The organism is Glycomyces albidus (assembly GCF_009451885.1).
GTDB lineage: Bacteria > Actinomycetota > Actinomycetes > Mycobacteriales > Micromonosporaceae > Glycomyces > Glycomyces albidus.
In genome coordinates this window covers 25,591-43,253 of record NZ_WIAO01000030.1, presented here as the reverse complement: position 1 = coordinate 43,253, position 17,663 = coordinate 25,591, and the positions used below count along the sequence as shown (strand labels likewise).

General features: G+C 71.2%; 21 protein-coding genes. 14 read left to right on the top strand and 7 right to left on the bottom strand.

From position 1 onward, the window contains the following. The first annotated feature begins 76 nt into the window (after positions 1-76). The 3 genes from GFD30_RS20275 to GFD30_RS20265 are packed head-to-tail and all read left to right on the top strand — an operon-like array spanning position 77 to position 1,854. Complete coding sequence (locus tag GFD30_RS20275) at positions 77-604, top strand: acyl-CoA thioesterase (protein ID WP_153027003.1); 528 nt, start codon at positions 77-79, stop codon at positions 602-604. A gap of 24 nt (positions 605-628) precedes the next feature. After that, entirely contained in the window at positions 629-1,393 is a 765-nt protein-coding gene (locus tag GFD30_RS20270; RefSeq protein WP_227996732.1) for a helix-turn-helix domain-containing protein, read from the top strand. Between the two features lie 50 nt (positions 1,394-1,443). Next, positions 1,444-1,854, top strand: coding sequence for a VOC family protein (locus tag GFD30_RS20265; protein ID WP_153027002.1), 411 nt, complete (start codon positions 1,444-1,446; stop codon positions 1,852-1,854). Between the two features lie 81 nt (positions 1,855-1,935). Here GFD30_RS20265 and GFD30_RS20260 read toward each other — a convergent pair whose 3' ends face one another. Then, positions 1,936-2,790, bottom strand: a complete 855-nt coding sequence (locus tag GFD30_RS20260; RefSeq protein ID WP_322633450.1) for a class I SAM-dependent methyltransferase — start codon at positions 2,788-2,790, stop codon at positions 1,936-1,938. Between the two features lie 63 nt (positions 2,791-2,853). Here GFD30_RS20260 and GFD30_RS20255 point away from each other — a divergent pair, with 63 nt between their 5' ends. Beyond that, positions 2,854-3,399 (top strand): hypothetical protein, encoded by a 546-nt coding sequence (locus GFD30_RS20255; protein WP_153027001.1) that lies wholly within the window; start codon positions 2,854-2,856, stop codon positions 3,397-3,399. Positions 3,400-3,419: 20 nt separating this feature from the next. Here GFD30_RS20255 and GFD30_RS20250 read toward each other — a convergent pair whose 3' ends face one another. After that, positions 3,420-3,956: an AAA family ATPase gene (locus tag GFD30_RS20250; RefSeq protein ID WP_153027000.1), complete on the bottom strand. Its 537-nt coding sequence runs from the start codon at positions 3,954-3,956 to the stop codon at positions 3,420-3,422. Positions 3,957-4,057: 101 nt separating this feature from the next. On the opposite strand from GFD30_RS20250, the gene GFD30_RS20245 reads away from it, so the two are divergent. The 3 genes from GFD30_RS20245 to GFD30_RS20235 are packed head-to-tail and all read left to right on the top strand — an operon-like array spanning position 4,058 to position 5,343. Further along, entirely contained in the window at positions 4,058-4,519 is a 462-nt protein-coding gene (locus GFD30_RS20245; RefSeq protein ID WP_153026999.1) for an SRPBCC domain-containing protein, read from the top strand. Continuing rightward, on the top strand, positions 4,516-4,884 hold the full coding sequence (locus GFD30_RS20240) for an ArsR/SmtB family transcription factor (protein WP_153026998.1): 369 nt from the start codon (positions 4,516-4,518) through the stop codon (positions 4,882-4,884). The genes GFD30_RS20245 and GFD30_RS20240 overlap by 4 nt, the downstream gene beginning before the upstream one ends. Positions 4,885-4,899: 15 nt before the next feature. Then, a complete protein-coding gene (locus GFD30_RS20235) occupies positions 4,900-5,343 on the top strand; it encodes an SRPBCC family protein (RefSeq protein WP_153026997.1) in 444 nt (147 codons plus the stop codon). A 52-nt stretch (positions 5,344-5,395) separates the two neighbouring features. Here GFD30_RS20235 and GFD30_RS20230 read toward each other — a convergent pair whose 3' ends face one another. After that, on the bottom strand, positions 5,396-7,360 hold the full coding sequence (locus GFD30_RS20230; RefSeq protein ID WP_153026996.1) for an ABC1 kinase family protein: 1,965 nt from the start codon (positions 7,358-7,360) through the stop codon (positions 5,396-5,398). Positions 7,361-7,519: 159 nt separating this feature from the next. Here GFD30_RS20230 and GFD30_RS20225 point away from each other — a divergent pair, with 159 nt between their 5' ends. Next, complete coding sequence (locus GFD30_RS20225) at positions 7,520-8,065, top strand: NUDIX hydrolase (protein ID WP_153026995.1); 546 nt, start codon at positions 7,520-7,522, stop codon at positions 8,063-8,065. Between the two features lie 208 nt (positions 8,066-8,273). Here GFD30_RS20225 and GFD30_RS20220 read toward each other — a convergent pair whose 3' ends face one another. Next, positions 8,274-8,993 (bottom strand): hypothetical protein, encoded by a 720-nt coding sequence (locus GFD30_RS20220; RefSeq protein ID WP_153026994.1) that lies wholly within the window; start codon positions 8,991-8,993, stop codon positions 8,274-8,276. A 52-nt stretch (positions 8,994-9,045) separates the two neighbouring features. On the opposite strand from GFD30_RS20220, the gene GFD30_RS20215 reads away from it, so the two are divergent. Beyond that, entirely contained in the window at positions 9,046-9,753 is a 708-nt protein-coding gene (locus tag GFD30_RS20215; protein ID WP_194202036.1) for a MerR family transcriptional regulator, read from the top strand. 275 nt (positions 9,754-10,028) lie between these two features. Here GFD30_RS20215 and GFD30_RS20210 read toward each other — a convergent pair whose 3' ends face one another. Then, complete coding sequence (locus GFD30_RS20210) at positions 10,029-11,204, bottom strand: erythromycin esterase family protein (protein ID WP_153026992.1); 1,176 nt, start codon at positions 11,202-11,204, stop codon at positions 10,029-10,031. A gap of 144 nt (positions 11,205-11,348) precedes the next feature. Continuing rightward, positions 11,349-12,581: a DUF418 domain-containing protein gene (locus tag GFD30_RS20205; protein WP_153026991.1), complete on the bottom strand. Its 1,233-nt coding sequence runs from the start codon at positions 12,579-12,581 to the stop codon at positions 11,349-11,351. A gap of 122 nt (positions 12,582-12,703) precedes the next feature. Here GFD30_RS20205 and GFD30_RS20200 point away from each other — a divergent pair, with 122 nt between their 5' ends. From GFD30_RS20200 to GFD30_RS20185, 4 genes are all read left to right on the top strand, one after another. Beyond that, entirely contained in the window at positions 12,704-13,450 is a 747-nt protein-coding gene (locus GFD30_RS20200) for a TetR/AcrR family transcriptional regulator (protein WP_153026990.1), read from the top strand. Between the two features lie 238 nt (positions 13,451-13,688). Continuing rightward, positions 13,689-13,835: a hypothetical protein gene (locus GFD30_RS20195; protein ID WP_153026989.1), complete on the top strand. Its 147-nt coding sequence runs from the start codon at positions 13,689-13,691 to the stop codon at positions 13,833-13,835. Between the two features lie 144 nt (positions 13,836-13,979). Further along, positions 13,980-14,381: an STAS domain-containing protein gene (locus GFD30_RS20190; RefSeq protein WP_194202035.1), complete on the top strand. Its 402-nt coding sequence runs from the start codon at positions 13,980-13,982 to the stop codon at positions 14,379-14,381. Further along, the gene (locus tag GFD30_RS20185) at positions 14,378-15,340 is read left to right on the top strand and encodes an anti-sigma factor RsbA family regulatory protein (RefSeq protein ID WP_153026987.1); all 963 of its coding nucleotides are present in this window, start codon (positions 14,378-14,380) and stop codon (positions 15,338-15,340) included. The genes GFD30_RS20190 and GFD30_RS20185 overlap by 4 nt, the downstream gene beginning before the upstream one ends. Before the next feature lie 232 nt (positions 15,341-15,572). Here GFD30_RS20185 and GFD30_RS20180 read toward each other — a convergent pair whose 3' ends face one another. Beyond that, the gene (locus tag GFD30_RS20180) at positions 15,573-16,373 is read right to left on the bottom strand and encodes an RNA polymerase sigma factor SigF (RefSeq protein WP_153026986.1); all 801 of its coding nucleotides are present in this window, start codon (positions 16,371-16,373) and stop codon (positions 15,573-15,575) included. 348 nt (positions 16,374-16,721) lie between these two features. Between GFD30_RS20180 and GFD30_RS20175 the strand changes: the two genes are divergently transcribed. Further along, entirely contained in the window at positions 16,722-17,663 is a 942-nt protein-coding gene (locus GFD30_RS20175) for an anti-sigma factor RsbA family regulatory protein (RefSeq protein WP_153026985.1), read from the top strand.

Sequence of the window (17,663 nt, the reverse complement as noted above, 5' to 3'; positions counted from 1 at the left end):
GATGCGGCTGCCGGACCGCGCCGCGACTTGCTACTGTCGGGTAACTTGATGTGCTTCGACGTCCGGTGGTGAGTTGATGAACCTGTACTTCCGACTGCTGGGGCTGTGGCTGCGCTCGCGGCGGCGCGGGCCGATCGGACTGTGGGACACGGCCGTGACCCCGTTCCGGGTGGTGCCGACCGACCTCGACCCGCTCGGGCACATGACCAACGGCAAGTACCTCACGATCATGGACGTCGGCCGACTCGACCTGATGCTCCGGTCGGGCTTCCTCGGAAGGATGCGCCGGCAGGGCTGGTACCCGGTCGTCGCCGGCCAGACCATCACCTACCGCAGGTCCCTCCAGCCGGGTCAGCGCTTCGAGGTCCACACCCGGGTCGTCGGATTCGACGAGCGGTGGGGCTACATCGAGCAGACGTTCCGCGCCGGGACCACCGTGTACGCCCAGGCGTACGTGCGCACCCGCTTCCTCAAGCGCGGCGGCGGATCGGTCGACCACGACGAGCTCGAGCGGCTCGCCGGCGGCTTCCCCGCCTCGCTCGAGGTCCCGCAGTGGCTGCTCGACTGGACCGCGGCCACCCGCATCACCGAGGACGCCTCCTGACCCGGCGCCGGTACGATCGGTGGCGTGGCCCACGACCTGCCCGATGACGTTCCCGGCCTCGACCACCGGCCGTCCGACTCCCCCTACGTCGAGCGCGTCTACCAGGTGACCGAGGACGGCGCCCCCGGTACGCCCCCGCCCGAGCGGATGGTGTCCGTGGCGAACTCGAACTGGGAGCTCATCGCCTGGACCGAGGACGGGGTCACGAACGTGTCGGTGCGCGGGCCCGAGACCCGCCCGACCGTCGTGCCCATCGGCGGCGCGATGGACGCCGCGATCGGCGTCGTCTTCCGGCACGGCGCCTACCTGCGGAACCTCCCCGTCGCCGGCCTCGTCGACACCAGCGTCATGAGCCCGCACGCGACGTCGCGGACGTTCGTCCTCGAAGGCGACGAGTGGGAGATCCCCGGCTACGAGAACGCGGAGACCTTCGTCGACCGCCTCGTCCGCGCGGGGCTGCTCGTGCGGGACCCGCTCGTCGCCGACGTCCTCGCCGGCGACACGCCGCTGCTGGTCACGCCCCGGTCCGTGCAGCGCCGCGTCGCCGCCGCGACGGGCCTGACGCAGGGGGCGATCCGGCAGATCGAGCGGGCCCGGCAGGCCGCGATGCTGCTGCGCCAGGGCACGGCCGCCGCCGACGTCGTGCACCTCGTCGGCTACCACGACCAGCCCCATCTCGCCCGCTCCATGGCCCGCTTCGTGGGCCGCAAGGCCACGCAGCTCCAGCGGCCGGCGCCCGGCGAGGTGCTGTCGCTTCTGTACAAGACCGATGCCGAGGTGCGGCCGTAGATTCGTATCAGGCCGGAACGACCGGCCGGACGAACCGAGGAGACGCTCCGATGGCCTTCACCCAGATCTACATCAACCTTCCCGTCGCCGACCTGGAAGCGAGCAAGGCGTTCTACCTGGCGCTCGGCGGCACGCTCAACCCGCAGTTCACCGACGAGACCTCGGCGCAGGTCGTCCTCGGCGAGACGATCGCCGTCCAGCTCATGACCCACGAGCAGTTCGCGAACTTCACGAAGCGCGAGATCGCCTCCGGCCCCGTCGAGGCGATCAACGCCCTCGCCGCGGAGTCCAAAGAGGACGTCAACCGGCTGGTCGAGGCGGCCGTGGCCGCCGGCGGTACCGAGCCCCGGCCCGCGCAGGACATGGGCTGGCTCTACAGCCGAGCCGTGGACGACCTGGACGGCCACAGCTGGGAGCTCATGTCCTACGACCCGTCGGCGATGCCCGCCGACCCGGAGTAGCCGGGTGCGACCCGAACCGCCCCCGATCCCGAGTCGGGGGCGTTCCGCCGCCCGCGGACGACCCCGCGGGGCCGCCGCGGCTCAGGCGGGATTGACCGCGTTCACGATCCAGACCGCGCCGGGGAAGCGCAGGGCGCCGTCGACCCGGTTGCGGCGCAGCTCCTCGCGGACCTCGTCCAGCAGGGACTCCCACTCGTCGGCGCCGACGCGGGGGCGGAGCTGCTCCTGGGCGAGGCGGCCGACGCCGCCGCTGAGGATCTGCCCGAGCCGCTCCTCGACGCCGTCGGTGCCGTTGAAGCCGTAGTCGCACGTGAAGTCGAGCGGGTCGATCCGGACCTCGCCCCACCCGGCGCCCTCGAGCAGCGAGCCGAGCCGGCCGGAGTCCGCGAACGCGACCGGGCCGGGCTCCCCTTCGGCGGGGGACTCGGGCTTCGGGTCGAGCCGTTCGGCCAGGCGAGCGGATCCGAGGCTGAACATCGGGTTCTCATCGAGGCTCCGCCAGCAGGCGAAGACCATCCGGGCGCCCGGGGCCGTCGCGCGGCGCAGGTTCGCGAACGCGGCCTGCGAGTCCTCGAAGAACATGACGCCGAACCGCGAGACGACGCGGTCGAACGGTGACCCGGGCGCCTCGCGCAGCAGGTCGGCGGTCTGCGCGTCGGCCACCAGGACCGTGGCCTCGGGGACGCGCTCGCGCGCGGCGGCGGCCATGCCCTCGGAGATGTCCACGCCGACCGCCTCGGCCCCCGCGGCCGTGCTCTTCGCCAGGAGCGTCCCGGTTCCGCAGCCGACGTCGAGCACCCGCAAGCCTTTCTCCGGCCGCGCCGATTCGAGGATCGCACCCGTCACGGGCGTGAACACGGCGTCGAAGACCGCCTCGTTCGCCACCCAGCCGGCCGCGCTTTCGGCCCAGTTCTGCCGCATCGATTCATTCGCCACAGCGCCACCCTACTGAAGCGGACCGACACCGCGCTCCCGCCACGCTCGATCTACAGTCCTTGCATGACCCTGCTTCTCATGGGCGCCAACCCATGCGTGACCCTGTTCGACGACGGCCGCCCGATCGCCTACGCCTCCGTCTGGCGGGTGGACTGGTCCGTCTGCGGCAGCGGGCACGCGCTGGTGCTCGCCGTCCCCGGGCGGGTCAGGATCATCGGGCCCGACCGCGACCTGGGGATGTGGCTCGGCGACGAGTTCAACCGGCACCTGCGCCTCGAAGGCGCCATCCCGTGGACGGAACCGGAGTTCACCCCCGCCCCGGTCACGTTCGACCTCGACCTCGACATCGGCTTCCAGGCCGCCGGCGCCGACGTCTCGGTCACGGTCGCCGACCCCATCGAGCGCTACCTGACCCGCAGGGACGACTACGACCTCGGCGGCGTCCCGCACCTCCTCTCCACCGTGTGGATCCCGTGCCGCGAAGGAGTGATCGAGGTCGGCGGCACGCCCCTGGCGGGCGCGCCCCGGGTGGATCCGACCGAGCCGATGTCGAGCGCGTTCATCGCCGACGCGGAAGTCTGGTGCACCGCCGACCACCCTCGGAAGTGACCGTCGGCCGAGAGTGACCGTCAGCCGAGGTAGTCGAGCACGGCCCTGAGATTGGCGTCGACCGGCTCGACGGCGTCGACCTGCAGGCGCTCGACCGTGAGCTGCGGGAACTCGACGCGCATGTTCTCGACGTGCTGCCAGTCGATCTCGTGCCACCCCGGGATGCCGCGCACCCGCCCGTCGACGCGCGACTTGTGCAGGTCGATGTCGCTGCAGACGCATTCGACGACACGCAGGCTCGCCCCGTGCTCGTCGGCGATGCCCGCCCATTTGCGCGCGGTCTCGTCGTCCAGGACGCAGTCGGTGATGGCCGACTGGTCGAGCAGGAGCTGGCGGACGACGAGCGTCTCCAGGATGTTGTTGTGCAGCGAGATGAAGGCCTCGCGCTCCAGGCCGCCGAGGATCCGGTAGGGCGTCAGCGCGCCGAGCATCCAGTCGCCGGCGAACGCGGGCGTCCGGATGGTCCGGGCGAGCCGCTCGGCGAGCGTCGATTTTCCGGTCCCCGGAAGTCCGGTGAAGGCGATGATCTGCCTTGCGGGGGTTTCATTTGCGCGCATCCGTCCTTCTTACCGTGCCGAGTTCATGCAACAAAAGGTTGCGCGTTGATCCGGAACCTGCTACGTTTACAAGCAACCAAAGGTTGCGAAAGGAGTGGGACATGGACACGGAATACGGCGCGATCGAACGGGAGATCCGCATCGAGGCCGCCCCCGAAGTGGTCTTCGAGGTGGTCAGCAGCCCCGAGCACCTCAAAGCGTGGTGGCCCGACGAGGCCGAGTACGCGCCGATCCCCGGCGAATCGGGCCGGATCGGCTTCCACCAGGACGGCGGCCGCGTCGCCTGGGAGCAGTTCACGGTCGTCGACGCCGAGCCCCCGCGGATGTTCGCCTTCCGCTGGACCCACGCCGAAGGCGAGGACGCCGCACCCGGGAACTCGTTCCTGGTCACGTTCGAGCTCGAGCCCGAAGGCGCCGGCACGGTCCTGCGCATGACCGAGACCGGCTTCCGCGAGCGCGGCTGGAGCGAGGCCGTGGTCGCCCAGAACTACGCCGAGCACGTCGCCGGATGGGACTTCTTCCTGTCGCGGCTCCCGGCGTACGCCGCCAAGGCCGCGCAATGAGCACGCTGGTCGACGACGACCTCTGGTCGGCGGTCGGCGACCCGACCCGCCGCCGCATGATCGACCTCCTCCTGGCCGACGGCGACGGCACCGCGACGAGCCTGAGCGAACGCCTGCCGGTCACCCGCCAGGCCGTCGCCAAGCACCTCGCCGTCCTCGACCGGGTCGGGCTCGTGCACGCGAGCACCGCGGGCCGCGAACGCCGCTACCGCGTCGACGACGAGCAGCTCGCCCGCGCCGTCAGGCAGCTCAACGCCGTCGGCTCGGCATGGGACTCGCGCATGGACCGCATCAAGCGCATCGCCGAGTCCATCCAGCGCACCAACGACGAGAACACCAGACGCACCGACGAGAAGAACGAGTAGCGAAGGAGCAAGGCAATGGTCGACATCCTGCACCGCATCGGCATCGAGAACGCCACCGCAGCGGAGGCGTACCAGGCGCTCGCCACCCTGGACGGCCTCAGGGCCTGGTGGACCGAGGACACCACCGGCGGCACCGGACCGGGGGAGGAGATCGCGTTCCGCTTCGAGCGCGGCGGCTTCGACATGAAGGTCGAGGAGTCCGAACCGGGCAGCCGCGTCCTCTGGGAGGTCGTGGGCGGGACTCCCGAGTGGATCGGCACCCGCATCCACTGGGACCTCCGCCAGGAAGGGGACTGGGCGATCGTCCTGTTCAAGCACGAGGGCTGGCGCGAACCGATCGAGTTCATGCACCACTGCTCCACCAAGTGGGCCTCGTTCCTCATGAGCCTCAAGCGGTACGTGGAGACCGGCAAGGGGGAACCGCACCCGAACGACGTCCACGTCGACGACTGGGACTAGGGCCCGCCGGCCCCGGTCGGCGTTCCGGCGGCCCCTCCCGAGGGGCCGCCGGTCACTCCTGCCGCGACCGCTTCGTGAAGATGTCGGCCAGCACGCGCAGCGCCATCACCGAGGCGATGAGCAGCAGCGACAGGCCGAAGAACTGGTAGAGCGTGAAATCGGCGTTGAGGGCGGGCCCGCTGTCGGTGCCCAGCAGCATCACCGCCATCACGCCCGCCGCGGCCGCGAGGACCGTCAGGAGCGTCTGGTGCAGCCAGGCGGTCACCGTCCGCCGGTCCTCCGACTTCGCGAAGAGCCGGAAGTTCACCGAGAGCTGACCCGACTCGACCGAGGCCAGCAGCCGGTCGAACCGGCGCGGGAGCTTGCGCAGCACCGGCAGGAGGTCGTGGAGCTCCTCGACGACCAGGTCCTGCACGGCGGCGGGGCGCAGCCGCCGCTCGGCGTAGCGCTGGCCGATGCTCCGGGCCTCGGCGATGAGGTCGAAGCCCGGATCGATCGCGGTCAGGCACCCCTCCAAGGTCGCGAGGGTCCGGAACACGGCCGCGAGCTCGGGCGGGATCACGATGCGGTATTTCGCGATGATGCGGAACAGCTCGGTGAACATCCGGATGCCCGGGGCCGCCCCGGGGACGAGGTGGCGGGCCATGAACGAGCCGAGCGCCCGTTCGAATCCGGTCTGGTCGAGCTCGTCGGGGCGGGTGGAGACGCTGACGAGCGCATCGGCGAGCGACGGCCCGTCCTGGCGGTCGACCGCCTGGAGGATCGCCTCGAAGGAGCCGCGGAGCTCCCGGTCGAGCCGCCCGACCGACCCGTAGTCGATGAGGCCGATCCGGTCGTCGTCGAGGAGCATGAGGTTCCCCGGGTGCGGGTCGGCGTGGAAGATGCCGTCGACCATGATCTCGTCGAACATCTCCCGCAGCAGCGCCGCGGCCAGGTCGCGCCCGTCGAGCCCGCGGTCGCCGAGCCGGGCCGACGCGAGCGGGACGCCCTGCAGCCGCTCCATGACCAGCACCTGCTCGTCGGACAGGTCCGCATACGGCCGGGGAACCCGGACCTCGGCCCGGCGGCGGTCGTGCGCGGCCGCGACCTGGGCGAGGTTGCGGGCCTCCACAGTGAAGTCGACCTCCTCCCGCAGCGCCTCGGCGAACCCGTCGGCGAGCCCGAGGACGTCCATCGAACGGCCCCAAGAGGTGTGCCGGTCCAGGCTGCGGGCCAGGCGCCGGATGATGTCGAGGTCGCGCTCGACGGCCTGCGCGGCGCCGGGCCGCCGGACCTTGACGACGACGGCCTCGCCGCCGTGCAGCACGGCGGTGTGGACCTGCGCGATCGACGCGGCCGCGACCGGTTCGGGGTCGAACCGGGCGAACACCTCGCCGACCGGGGCGCCGGCAGCGGCCTCGACCAGCCGCACCGCGCTCGTCCCCGGGACCGGCGCCGCCTGGTCCTGGAGCTTCGACAGCTCCGCGATGTACACGGCGGGGAGCAGGTCGCGGCGCGTCGAGAGGATCTGCCCGAGCTTCACGAACGTGACCCCGGCATCGTCCAAGGCCAGGCGCAGCGCCCGCGCCATCTCGGCGTCCTGCGCCGCCTGGCGGCGCCCGCGCAGCAGCCCGATGAGGCCGTGCCGGCCGGCGATCGCGAGGATCTGGAGGTACCGGCGCGTGCGGCGCAGCCTCGTGCGCAGCCCCTTGAACCAGGTCCGGACCGGCGGCACCGCCCCGGTCGGGATCACCGCCTCCCAGACCACCAGCATGATCATCGCGATCACCGGCGCGGTCACGAAGACCAGCGCCCACAGGGCGAACGCCCCGGGCATCTCCTCCGATGTGGGCTCGCGGTACCGGAACGGCTCCAACAGGGACGGCAGCAGCCCGTACTGCATCAGGCCGTAGCCGCAGACGCTCACCACGATCAGCCGCCACACCGTGTACCGCACGTCCAGCAGCCTCGTCGCCACGTACGCGACGGCCGCGGTGTTCACGGCGATGCCGAACACCGACAAGAGCAGCTCGGTCATGCGGATCGGCCTTTCTCCGGAGGGGACGCGCTCGACAGCACAGGCTAGCCGAAGGGTGCCTTCGCGGCCGCCGCGAGCAGCGTGTCGCGCGGCCGCCGCCGCAATCGGACGCGCGGTTCGAACAAGCGCATGTCGGACATGGCGTTTACGCTGAGTCCCATGACCATCGCAGAAGCGCCGCGATCCACTGCGGCCCGCCCCGAACCGGACGACCCCGGCCCCAAGGCGATCCGCCGCCGAACCGCTCGCGCCCTCGTCCTCGACCGCGACGACCGCGTCCTGCTCTTCCACCGGGAGGCGACGATCCGCGACGTCGGCGACCGCTACTTCTACACGCCCGGCGGCGGCGTCGAGCCCGGCGAGACCCCGGCCGAAGCGGGCGCCCGCGAACTGCTCGAAGAGCTCGGCCTCCGAATCGCCGCGGAGGACCTCGGCGCCCCGGTCGCCACCTGCTACAGCCTCCAGCAGCGCATCGACACCGGCGCCTTCGTGGCCGCCGACGACACGTTCTTCCTCGTCCGGGCCACCGCCGCCGACCTCGACTTCACGTCGCCCGCCCACGCCTCGCCCGCCGGCCACGCCTGGCTCGACCCCGACGCCATGGACGCCGCCCCGGCGAGGATCCTCCCCCGCGGTCTCCCCGACCTCACCCGCCGGATCCTCGCCGAAGGCCCGCCCGAGACCCCGATCCACATCCGCTGGTAGCCATGGACACGCACCGGGCGGCCGTCCTCCTGGTCGCCTGGGCCCGAGCCTGCACCTCGCGTTCACGCCGAACTCGGCGGTGACCGGTCTGGGGTTGCAGTCCCGGCTCTCGGCGGCCTTTCCTGACACGAGGATCGCCGCAGTCCCGGGCCCCAGCGGTGCTGCGGGGTGGTGGCGGGAGCCCGAAGCGTATGCGGCTCTGGTGATGTCAGCGCTCGCGAGCGGCCGCGCCGCCGATCGACCGAGTCCCGGCGGGGGCGCGGCGGAGGATCCGCCAGGCGATGGCCGCCCACCAGGCCATGACCGGAAGGTGCAGGGCATACCCGAGTTGTTCGATGACCGGCCCGGGCCCGCTGGTGCCGGTGGTCCAGGGGAGGGCCACCGCGATCAGGCCGGAGGCGGCGGCTGCCAGGCCGGTGCGGCGGAGCGTTGACGGTTCGGCCATGCCGCGCCCGACGGGCCGGGCGAGCGGTGGCACGAGCGCCGCGGTCACCGTTGCGGCGCACCACAGGAGACCGGCGAGGTTCACCGTCCACTTAGCCGTCAGCAGGACCGCGGCCGCCGCTGCCTCATGTCGGTTCGCCGCGAGCTGGGTGACGGCGAGATTGCCTGCGTCGTGGAGCATCCCGGCCGCCCCGGCGAGCGCGAGGAGCCCGGCCGGGACGAGCGCGGCCGACTGGTGTTCCACAGCGTTGGCGGCCAACGAGAGTCCGGCGACCGTGAGCGCCAGCCACCCCAGGGCGTCCAGTGCCAGCTCGAGGAGGTGGAGTCCGGTCCGGGCGTCGACCGCTTCGAGCGTCGCGGCCGTGTCGGCGGGGTTGAGGGTCAGGCCGGAAGGGACGGCGATCGCGGCACTGGCGATCATGAGCGCGATCGCGGCCGCGAGGAGCGCGCCGACCGGGCGGGGTACGTGGTGCACTGTGGTCATAGCCTGCGACGCTAGAACCCTGACGCAGGGAGAAGGTCAAGCCGGGAGGTGCATGATCGTGTGGCGCATCGGGCAGTTGGCGCGCATGGCCGGGGTGTCCGAGCGGACCCTGCGCTACTACGACCGGATCGGCCTGCTCGTCCCGGCCGCAGTGGGCCGCGAGACCGGTTACCGCTGGTACGGCTCGGCCGAACTCGTGCGGCTCGAGCGCATCCGCGGACTGCAGCGGCTCGGCCTGTCGCTGCGGCAGATCGCCGACGTCGTGGACGCCTCCGACGACGAGCTGCACGGCGTGCTCGCCGAGGCGGTCGACGCCCTGCGACGGGACATCGCCGACAAGACCGCCGCGCTCGCCGCCGCCGAAGACCGTCTCGCGGCGGGAGCCGCGATCCTGCCGCAGGAGACCGCGGTGGGGGAGCGGCGGTGGCGGATCCGCAGGGTCCGCGTCGGCCACCCGTCTGAACTGGCCGCCCTGTGCGGCGAGGAACCGGAGGCCCTGCTCACCTGGCTGACCGGACACCCCGCCGGCGGATTCACCGCCGCCGTTCCCGTACGGTCCGGCGGCGAGACGCTCACGCTGCCCGCTCGGAGAGTGGTCCGGACGGTCGTCCCTCCGGAACTCGATCTCGTCCGCGCGGGAACCGAGCTCCTCGCGTTCCTTGGGCGCCAGGGCCTCGCGATCGCCGGTCCCACCCTCGAGGAGCGGCTGGTCGATGAGGACGGCGTCGCCGCCACCGTCCTGGAGGTCCCGGTCCGCTGAGCGAGCGGACCGCCGGGCGGCCGACGCCACCGGCGGCTCGAGCCATCGGTCAACCGCCCCGCAACCCGACACGATCGATGCCACTCCAGCCGCAAGCGCCTCTGTCATCGCGTGCCGCGATCAGTTCCTTTGTACCGCAGCGACATTGAGTGTTCGGCGCGAGGAGGTGAGAGCAGCACCCGCGGCGGTGCCGATGCCGAGCTTTATGCGCCGCAGCCAGTCTCGGCGCTCGGTGATGCCGGCTCGGCCGAACACCGCGCGGCCGCCCGCTGCCGCTATGCAGTGCCGGCGGCCTCCTCGAGCGGTGGGGTCTGGGTGATGGTGCGGACGAAGCCCACGAAGTCCGCCGCATCCCGCAGTGACGGGAGGTCGATGCCGTGGCGTTCGTCCTCGGACGGGTCGTAGACCCCGGCGATGATCCGCAGTCTGGTCGCGCGGCTCGGCCAGTCGCCGTCGCCGCTGCCCCTGAGCGGCACAAGGACCTCGTCGGCGCCGCTGTCGAGAAAGGCCCGTTCGACATGGCCCTGCGCCGGTTCCGGGATCTCCAGTCCGCCGCGGATGGTCCCGTGCCCGAACGCCAGGAGCACGGAGACGTACCCGTCGCCGAACCGGTCCCGCAGGAGCCGCCCCGCGGTCGCGAAGGGCCGGCCGGGGTTCACCGCCACCTCGGCGCCGGAGAGGACCCCGGTCAGTGCGAACCCGTCGAAGTAGACGAGCTTCTCCCCGGTCTCCTCGTGCGCGGCGATGATCCGTTCCGCGATGCTCCTCGAGACCTCCCCGAAGTCGGGCTTCGCGGCGACCGAGTTCGCATGGAAGCCGAGGATCCGCTCGGCCAGCTCGACGACGCCGGGCTCCAGCGCCAGGACCCGCACCAGGTCGAGGGCTTCACCGGCGAGTTCGGCGAACGGGCGGCCCGGATGCGTGCCCTGGTGGACCTGGATGTGCTCGTTGACGTCGTGCGCGGTGCGGATGACGTCGTAACGCTCGCGGATCGCCGCCGCCGAGGCGGGATCGGCCTGTTGGGCGGATGCGAGCACCCGGTCGTAGTCCTCTGGCTCGGTCTGCCAGGGGCCGTTGCCGATCACGCGGACCGGCGCGCCGGCGTTGCGCTCGTTGAACGACCGGGCCCATTCGAGCAGCCCGGCCGTCGCCTCGGTCCGGTTCGGCAGCCAGCCGGACATGACGACTTCGCGCAGGTCCGAGCGTTTGCCGAGGACGTACTCGTCCATGCGTTCGGCGACGTTGGCGCTGTCGGGGATCACGACGATCCGGTATCCGGCCTGCTCGACCAGCGCCTTGACGAGGTCGACGCGGTGCCGGTCGATCTCGGCGGACTCGCGGGTGTTCTCTCCGACGGCCACCACCGAGGCGGCCTTCGCGGCCTCGATGACGGGTCCCCGGTCCCCTAGCGGCAGGGCGTGGTCGCGGATCCATGCGCGTGCGGTGTTCATTTCGGCCTCCGATGCCTGGTGCTGTTTCCACCGGCAACGCTACGGACGGACCGACTGGGGCCGCATCTGTCGAACGACCGAAGTCCACCTGACGAAAGTGAGGCCCGCCGGTCGCCCGGCGGGCCTCGGGACCGGAGGACGGCGTCAGCGCTCGCCTGCCTTGCGGGCGTAAACGAGCCGGCGCAGCAGCAGCTCGGCCGGACCGCGGTACCGCAGGCGCCGCATGATGTCCGCGGCGACGACGGTGAGCGCCCAGACCAGGACCGCGCACACCCCCGAGACGAGCAGCGGGCTGTCCGAACGCTCCGGCAGCGCCAGCGCGAACGGCGCCGCGAGCGCCAGCCACGCCACCGACTGGAAGAGGTAACCGGTCAGCGAGCGCTGCCCAAGTGCCGCGATGGCCGTGACCACGGGGCCGTTGGCGCGCCGGCGGCTGAAGGCGTACGCGAGCAGGCCGAACACGGCCGCGTAACCGAGGCCGCCGAAGAACCCGGAGGTCTCGTAGAGCAACCGGACCGAGGCCGCGGTGTCGGCGTCGACGCCGATCGCCCCGGCGCTCAGCAGGGCCATCGGGAGCCCGCCGGCGACCGCGACGGTGAATCCGCCGATCGCGGTGGCGCGGAGCAGGGTCAGGTGCTCGTGCGGGGCTTCGAGGATGCGGTGCCGCGCGGCCCAGGCGCCGACCCACACCATGAGGATCATCGGCAGGATCGTCGCCGTGTGGACGGGCCATTCGGCCGCCCGCTCGGCGAGCGAGTCGAGATAGGTGCCGGCCTCGGCAGAGGGGAACGGGGACACCGAGATCGCGGCGCCGCTGCCGCCGCCGGCCAGGCCGATCGCGGCGATCACCCCGAGCGCGAGCACGTAGACCCCGCCGACGGCGACGTACCAGGGCGCGAAGCGGTGGACGCGCTCGGACCGCTGGAGCAGCAGCAGTGTGAACAGGACGCAGATGAGGCCGTACGCCCCGAGGAAGTCGCCCGAGTAGAGCAGCACTCCGTGCACCGCGCCGAGGGCGAACAGCGCGGCGCCCCTGCGCAGCAGCACGTTCCGCACCTGCCGGGGCGAGGCGCCGGACTGCTCCTGGCGGCGCGAGAGCTGCACCAGGCCGTAGCCGAAGAGGATCGCGAACAGCGGGAACGCCCGGGCGTGCACGAGTTCGACCATGAGGAAGTTGTAGACGCGCTCGGCGCCTTGGGCGTCGGGCGCGACGCCGGGAGCGCCGGCGAGGAAGTACCCGGCGGCGTTGGCGAGGGCGATGAGCAGGAGCATCGCGCCGCGAGCGAGGTCGGGGGCGAGGGCGCGCTCGCCGGGGCGGACGGGGCCGCGGGCGGTGCCGGGCCGGGCGGGCGGCGCGGTGGCGGTCGGGGTGGTCATGTCGTTCCTTCGTTCGAGCGGATCAAGATAGTGTCTTCAGGATACTATATGGGAGATACTATATGGGTGTGCGATGATGGGCCCGCATCCCAGGGATGCACGAAACGGAGGAATGACAGGTCATGGACCAGGACCGCGTGCCGCCCGAGCTGGCGCGGCTGTGGCGCATCGCACCCGATTCGAAGCTCGGCCGCCCGGCCAAGCTCGACGTGGGACGCGTCGTGGACGCCGCGGTCGGCTTGGCCGACCGCGAGGGCATCGCGGCCGTCACCCTCCCGCGCATCGCCGAGTCCCTCGGCGTGACCAAGATGTCCCTCTACCGCCACGTCGGATCCAAGGACGAACTGCTCGACCTCATGCGGGACGCGGCCCAGGGGCCCGTCCCGGACGCACTCGCCGGCACCGGCCCGTGGCGGGAGCGCCTCCGGCTGTGGGCGACCGAGCAGATGCGCGTCTTCGAACGGCATCCGTGGCTCGTGCAGGTTCCGCTCTCGGGGCCGCCCAACGGCCCCAACGGGATCGACTGGTTCGACGCCGGTCTGCGCTCGCTCCGGCTCACCGGCCTCGACTGGGGCGCCAAGGTCGGCGCGCTCATGGTCGTCAGCGGCCACGTGACGAGCGCCGCGCAGCTCGCGCAGTCGCTCGCCGAAGGCCGCAAGGGGACCGGACTCGACCAGGCCGCCGCCGAGCGCGAGTACGGCCGCGCGATGGCCCGCCTGGTCGACCCCGAGCGCTTCCCCGACGCGGCCGCGCTCTTCGGCTCCGGTCTCCTCGAGGACACCGGGGAGGACACCGGCGGCGAGGACTTCCGCTTCGGCCTGGAACTGCTCCTCGACGGCGTCGCGGCCGCCGTCGCCGCGGCCGGCTAGCGCGGCCGCGCACGTCGCCCTCCTATCCGCGAGCGGCCCGAGAACCCCTGAACCGGCGGCCGGGCCTCTGCCGACTGGCCGCCCGCCCGCGGTCCGGGCGCACCTCGTTCATCACCCGGCCGAGTCAGGCACGGCGGCGCCCTCGCGGCACCGCCGGCCGACCGCATCACGTCGAGTTTGACGCGCTTCGGCATCGGGAATGCTCTAGCCGGACATGCGGTGATCGGAGGATTTCGCCATGATGGTGATCATCAGAAGCCTGGCGTGGACCGTCGGGCTGGCCGTCGCCAAGGCGGTACTGGAGTACGCACTCGAGCACCACTCCGAGAAGAAGCGGGCCGAGAAGGAGGCCCGGCGCGGCGGACGGACCCGGCGGAGGAGTTGACCGGCACTCCGACCCGAGAAGGTCCTCCCGGCCGATGGGAGGTGCGGCGACGCCGAAGGGGCTCGCAAGCCCCGGTGATAGCATTCGGCAGCGCAACCTCGTCAGAACATCGGCCGGAGAACTCGTGACCCATTGGGAGGTGTCGTGACGGCAGAACCCGCGGTCGGCAAGTCCTGCCCGTCCAACCCGTCACCGGTTACCACTTCGCCGGACGCCGAAACCGAAGTCGTCTGGCCATTGCAGATCGACGACTGCGAATGTCACAGGGACGGCATCGCCGTGTCGGGTGAGATAGATTTGAACGGCCACGACGATTGGGAACAAGCGTTGCGGCGGGCGACCGGCCTGGCGGCCGAGACCCATGTCCATCTCAGCGAACTCCGTTTCATCGACGTTCGAGGAGTCACCTTGCTCGTGAACATCGCGGACAACCTGAGCCGAGGACGGCGGATCGTCGTACACGACGCCCCGCCCGGCCTCCAGCGCGTCATGCGGGTTCTGTGGCCCGATTCCAGGGGCGCCATATCGATCGAGGGTGAGCGATGACAGCAGCGACCGCCCGACAGCACGCAGAGGTGCAAGAGGGGTTCGAGCACCCGGCGCTCTTCTACTCCGGGCGCGACGAGTACCTGGAGGGCACCGTCCCGTTCATCGAGGCGGCGCTCAGCGCCGACGAACCCGTCGCCGCCGCCGTCCCCAAGCACAACCTCGAGTCCCTGCGCAGTGCGCTCGGCCGCGACGCCGAGCGGGTCATGCTCATCGACATGACCGACGCCGGCGCGAACCCGGGCCGCATCATCCCCGGCGTCCTGCGCTCCTTCGTCGACGCGCACAAGGGCAGCCACCGCATCCGCATCATCGGCGAGCCCATCTGGCCCGGCCGCAGCGAGATCGAGTACCCGGCGTGCGTCCAGCACGAGGCCCTGCTCAACCTCGCCTTCAACGGCCGACCCGTCACCAAGCTGTGCCCCTACGACACCGAGGGGCTGAGCCGGCAGGCCATCGCCGACGCGCGGGCCACCCACCCGGTGCTCATCGACCGCACCGGCCGCCACCCGAGCGACCAGTACGACCCCGACCGCATCCTCGACCAGTACAACCGGCCGCTCGCGCCCGCGCCGAAGCATGCCATCGAGCGCACCGCCGACCGCTACACGCTCGACAACGCGCGCTGGTTCGTCACCTCATACGGCCGCGCCCTCGGCATGTCGAGCACGCAGCTCGTCGACCTGGAGATCGTGATCACCGAGCTGCTGACCAACAGCATCTGGCACGGCGGCGGCGTCGGCACCTTCCGGATCTGGACCGAACCGTCGCAGCTCGTCTGCGAGGTCAGCGACTCCGGCCACATCACCGACCCGCTCGCGGGCCGCATGCCCACCGACGACAACCAGTTCCACGGCCGCGGGCTCGTGCTCGTGAACCAGATCGTCGACCTGCTCCTGGTCCACACCAGCCCCCGCGGGACCACGGTCCGGTTCTACCTGCGCCTTCCGGGCGCCTAGCGTTCAGCGCACACCGAACGGGCCGGAAACGCATCGTTTCCGGCCCTGAAGCCGTTCATCGTCCACACCGGCCCCCGCGGGACCACGCCCCGGTTCGACCTGCGGCTCCCGGGCGCCTGGCGTTCAGCGCACACCGAACGGGCCGGAAACGCATCGTTTCCGGCCCGGAGGATCCTCGGTTCGAGCAGAACAGGCCCGAATGACGGTTCCGGCCCGCACCGCCCTCAGCCCGCTAGCCGTCCATGGAATCGGCGAGTTCTTCCCTGAGTTCGTTCAGCGTCCGGCTGAGCAGCCGGGACACGTGCATCTGCGAGATGCCGACCTCTTCGGCGATCTGCGTCTGGGTCATGTCGCCGAAGTAGCGCAGCGCCAGGATCTTGCGCTCGCGCTGGGGGAGCTCCTGGATGAGCGGGGCGAGCGACTCGTGGTTCTCGACCAGTTCGAGCGCGCTGTCCTCGCTGCCCATCGTCTCGGCCAGCGGCAGCCGGCCGTCGTCGTCGAACGGGGTCTCGTCGAGTGAGACCGGCCGGTACGCCTGCCGCGCCTCGAGTCCTTCGACGACCTCGCGCTCGGTGATGCCGAGGTGGTCGGCGAGTTCGGCCTCCGTCGGGGGCCGGCCGAGTTCCTGCGCGAGGTCCGCGCCAGCGTTGTTGAGGGAGAGGCGCAGCTCCTGAAGGCGGCGGGGGACCCGCATCGGCCAGGTGGTGTCGCGGAAGTGTCGCCGTACCTCGCCCATGACGGTGGGGACGGCGAAGGAGAGGAAGTCCGAGCCCTTGCTCGGGTCGAAGCGGTCGACGGCGTGGATCAGGCCGACGGAGGCCACCTGGACGAGGTCGTCCTTGGCGATGCCCTTGCCGGAGTACCGCCGGGCGATGTGCTCCGCGAGCGGCAGGTAACCCGTGACGAGCTGGTCCCTGACCTCCGACCGCCTAGGGTCGTCCAGTTCGAGTCGCTCGAGCTCCTCGAACAGCGGTTCGAGATGTCCGTAGTCGTCGGACTTGGTCTTGCGCTGTTCTTGTGTCGTGTCGGTCATGAGATCGTCGTCCTCCCGTTTCGCTGTGGGACCGGGGCGCAGACGCCATGCGGTTGTCCGTCTATTTGCTCCAGTGGCGCTGAGGACGGGGGTGTCCTCCAATGCCGTTTCCAACATCATAAGAGCAGTCACCGCGAATGTCACCTACCAGGTGGTAACCTATTTAATAAACCCGTTTGTGATGCACATCACAATACTTTTCCGGACGAGAGGACGGTGATTTAGAGTAATCAGTCTGTGGCACTATTGAGTCCGAGTCGCCCATGTGCCACGGGACACCTGCAAACGCCTTTGCGGGCCCTCTTATACTTGTGCGACCAATCTCGGACGCTTCGGAGGAGACCAGGCTTGGGAGCAGGGACTGGAAATGCAGGGGACGAACCGTTCTACCACCCTGCGCTGTACTACTCCGGGCCCGCCGAATACCTCGCCGGCACCGTGCCGTTCATCGAGGCGGCGCTCGCGGCCGACGAGCCGGTAGCCGTCTCGGTGCCCGGACCCAACCTCGAACTCCTCCGCGACGCCCTGGGCGCCTCCGGTGAACGCGTCCTCATGCTCGACATGACCAAGGAGGGCGCCAACCCCGGGCGCATCATCCCCGGCGTGCTCCGCGACTTCGCCGACCGGCACCCCGACCGGCGCGTCAGCATCATCGGCGAGCCGATCTGGGGCACCCGCAGCGACATCGAATACCCCGCGTGCGCCCAGCACGAGGCGCTCATCAACCTCGCCTTCGCCGGCCGCGACGTCGCCATCCTGTGCCCCTACGACGTCGACGCCCTCGACGACCGCGCGATCGCCGACTCCCTCGCCACGCACCCGGTCCTGATCGACGGCAAGGGCCGCCGCGACAGCGCCCACTACGACCCCGAGCGGATCATCGAGACCTACAACCGCCCGCTCCCGCCCCCGCCGAAGCACGCCGTCGAACGCGGCGTGGACCGCGACTCGATCGACAACGCCCGCTGGTTCACCGCCTCCTACGGCCGCAACGCCGGGCTCTCCGCGAACCGGCTCGTCGACCTCGAGATCGCCGTGACCGAGCTGGTCACCAACAGCGTCCGCTACGGCGGCGGCTCGGCCCTGCTCCGGATCTGGACCGACGGCGACCTGCTCGTCTGCGAGGTCAGCGACGCCGGGCACATCACCGACCCGCTCGTCGGGCGCCGCCCGGTCGACGACTACTCGCAGGGCGGCGGCCTCCTGCTGGTCAACCATGTCGTGGACCTGCTGCGGACCCACACCGGGCCGGACGGCACCACGATGCGCTTTCACCTTGGGCTGCAATAG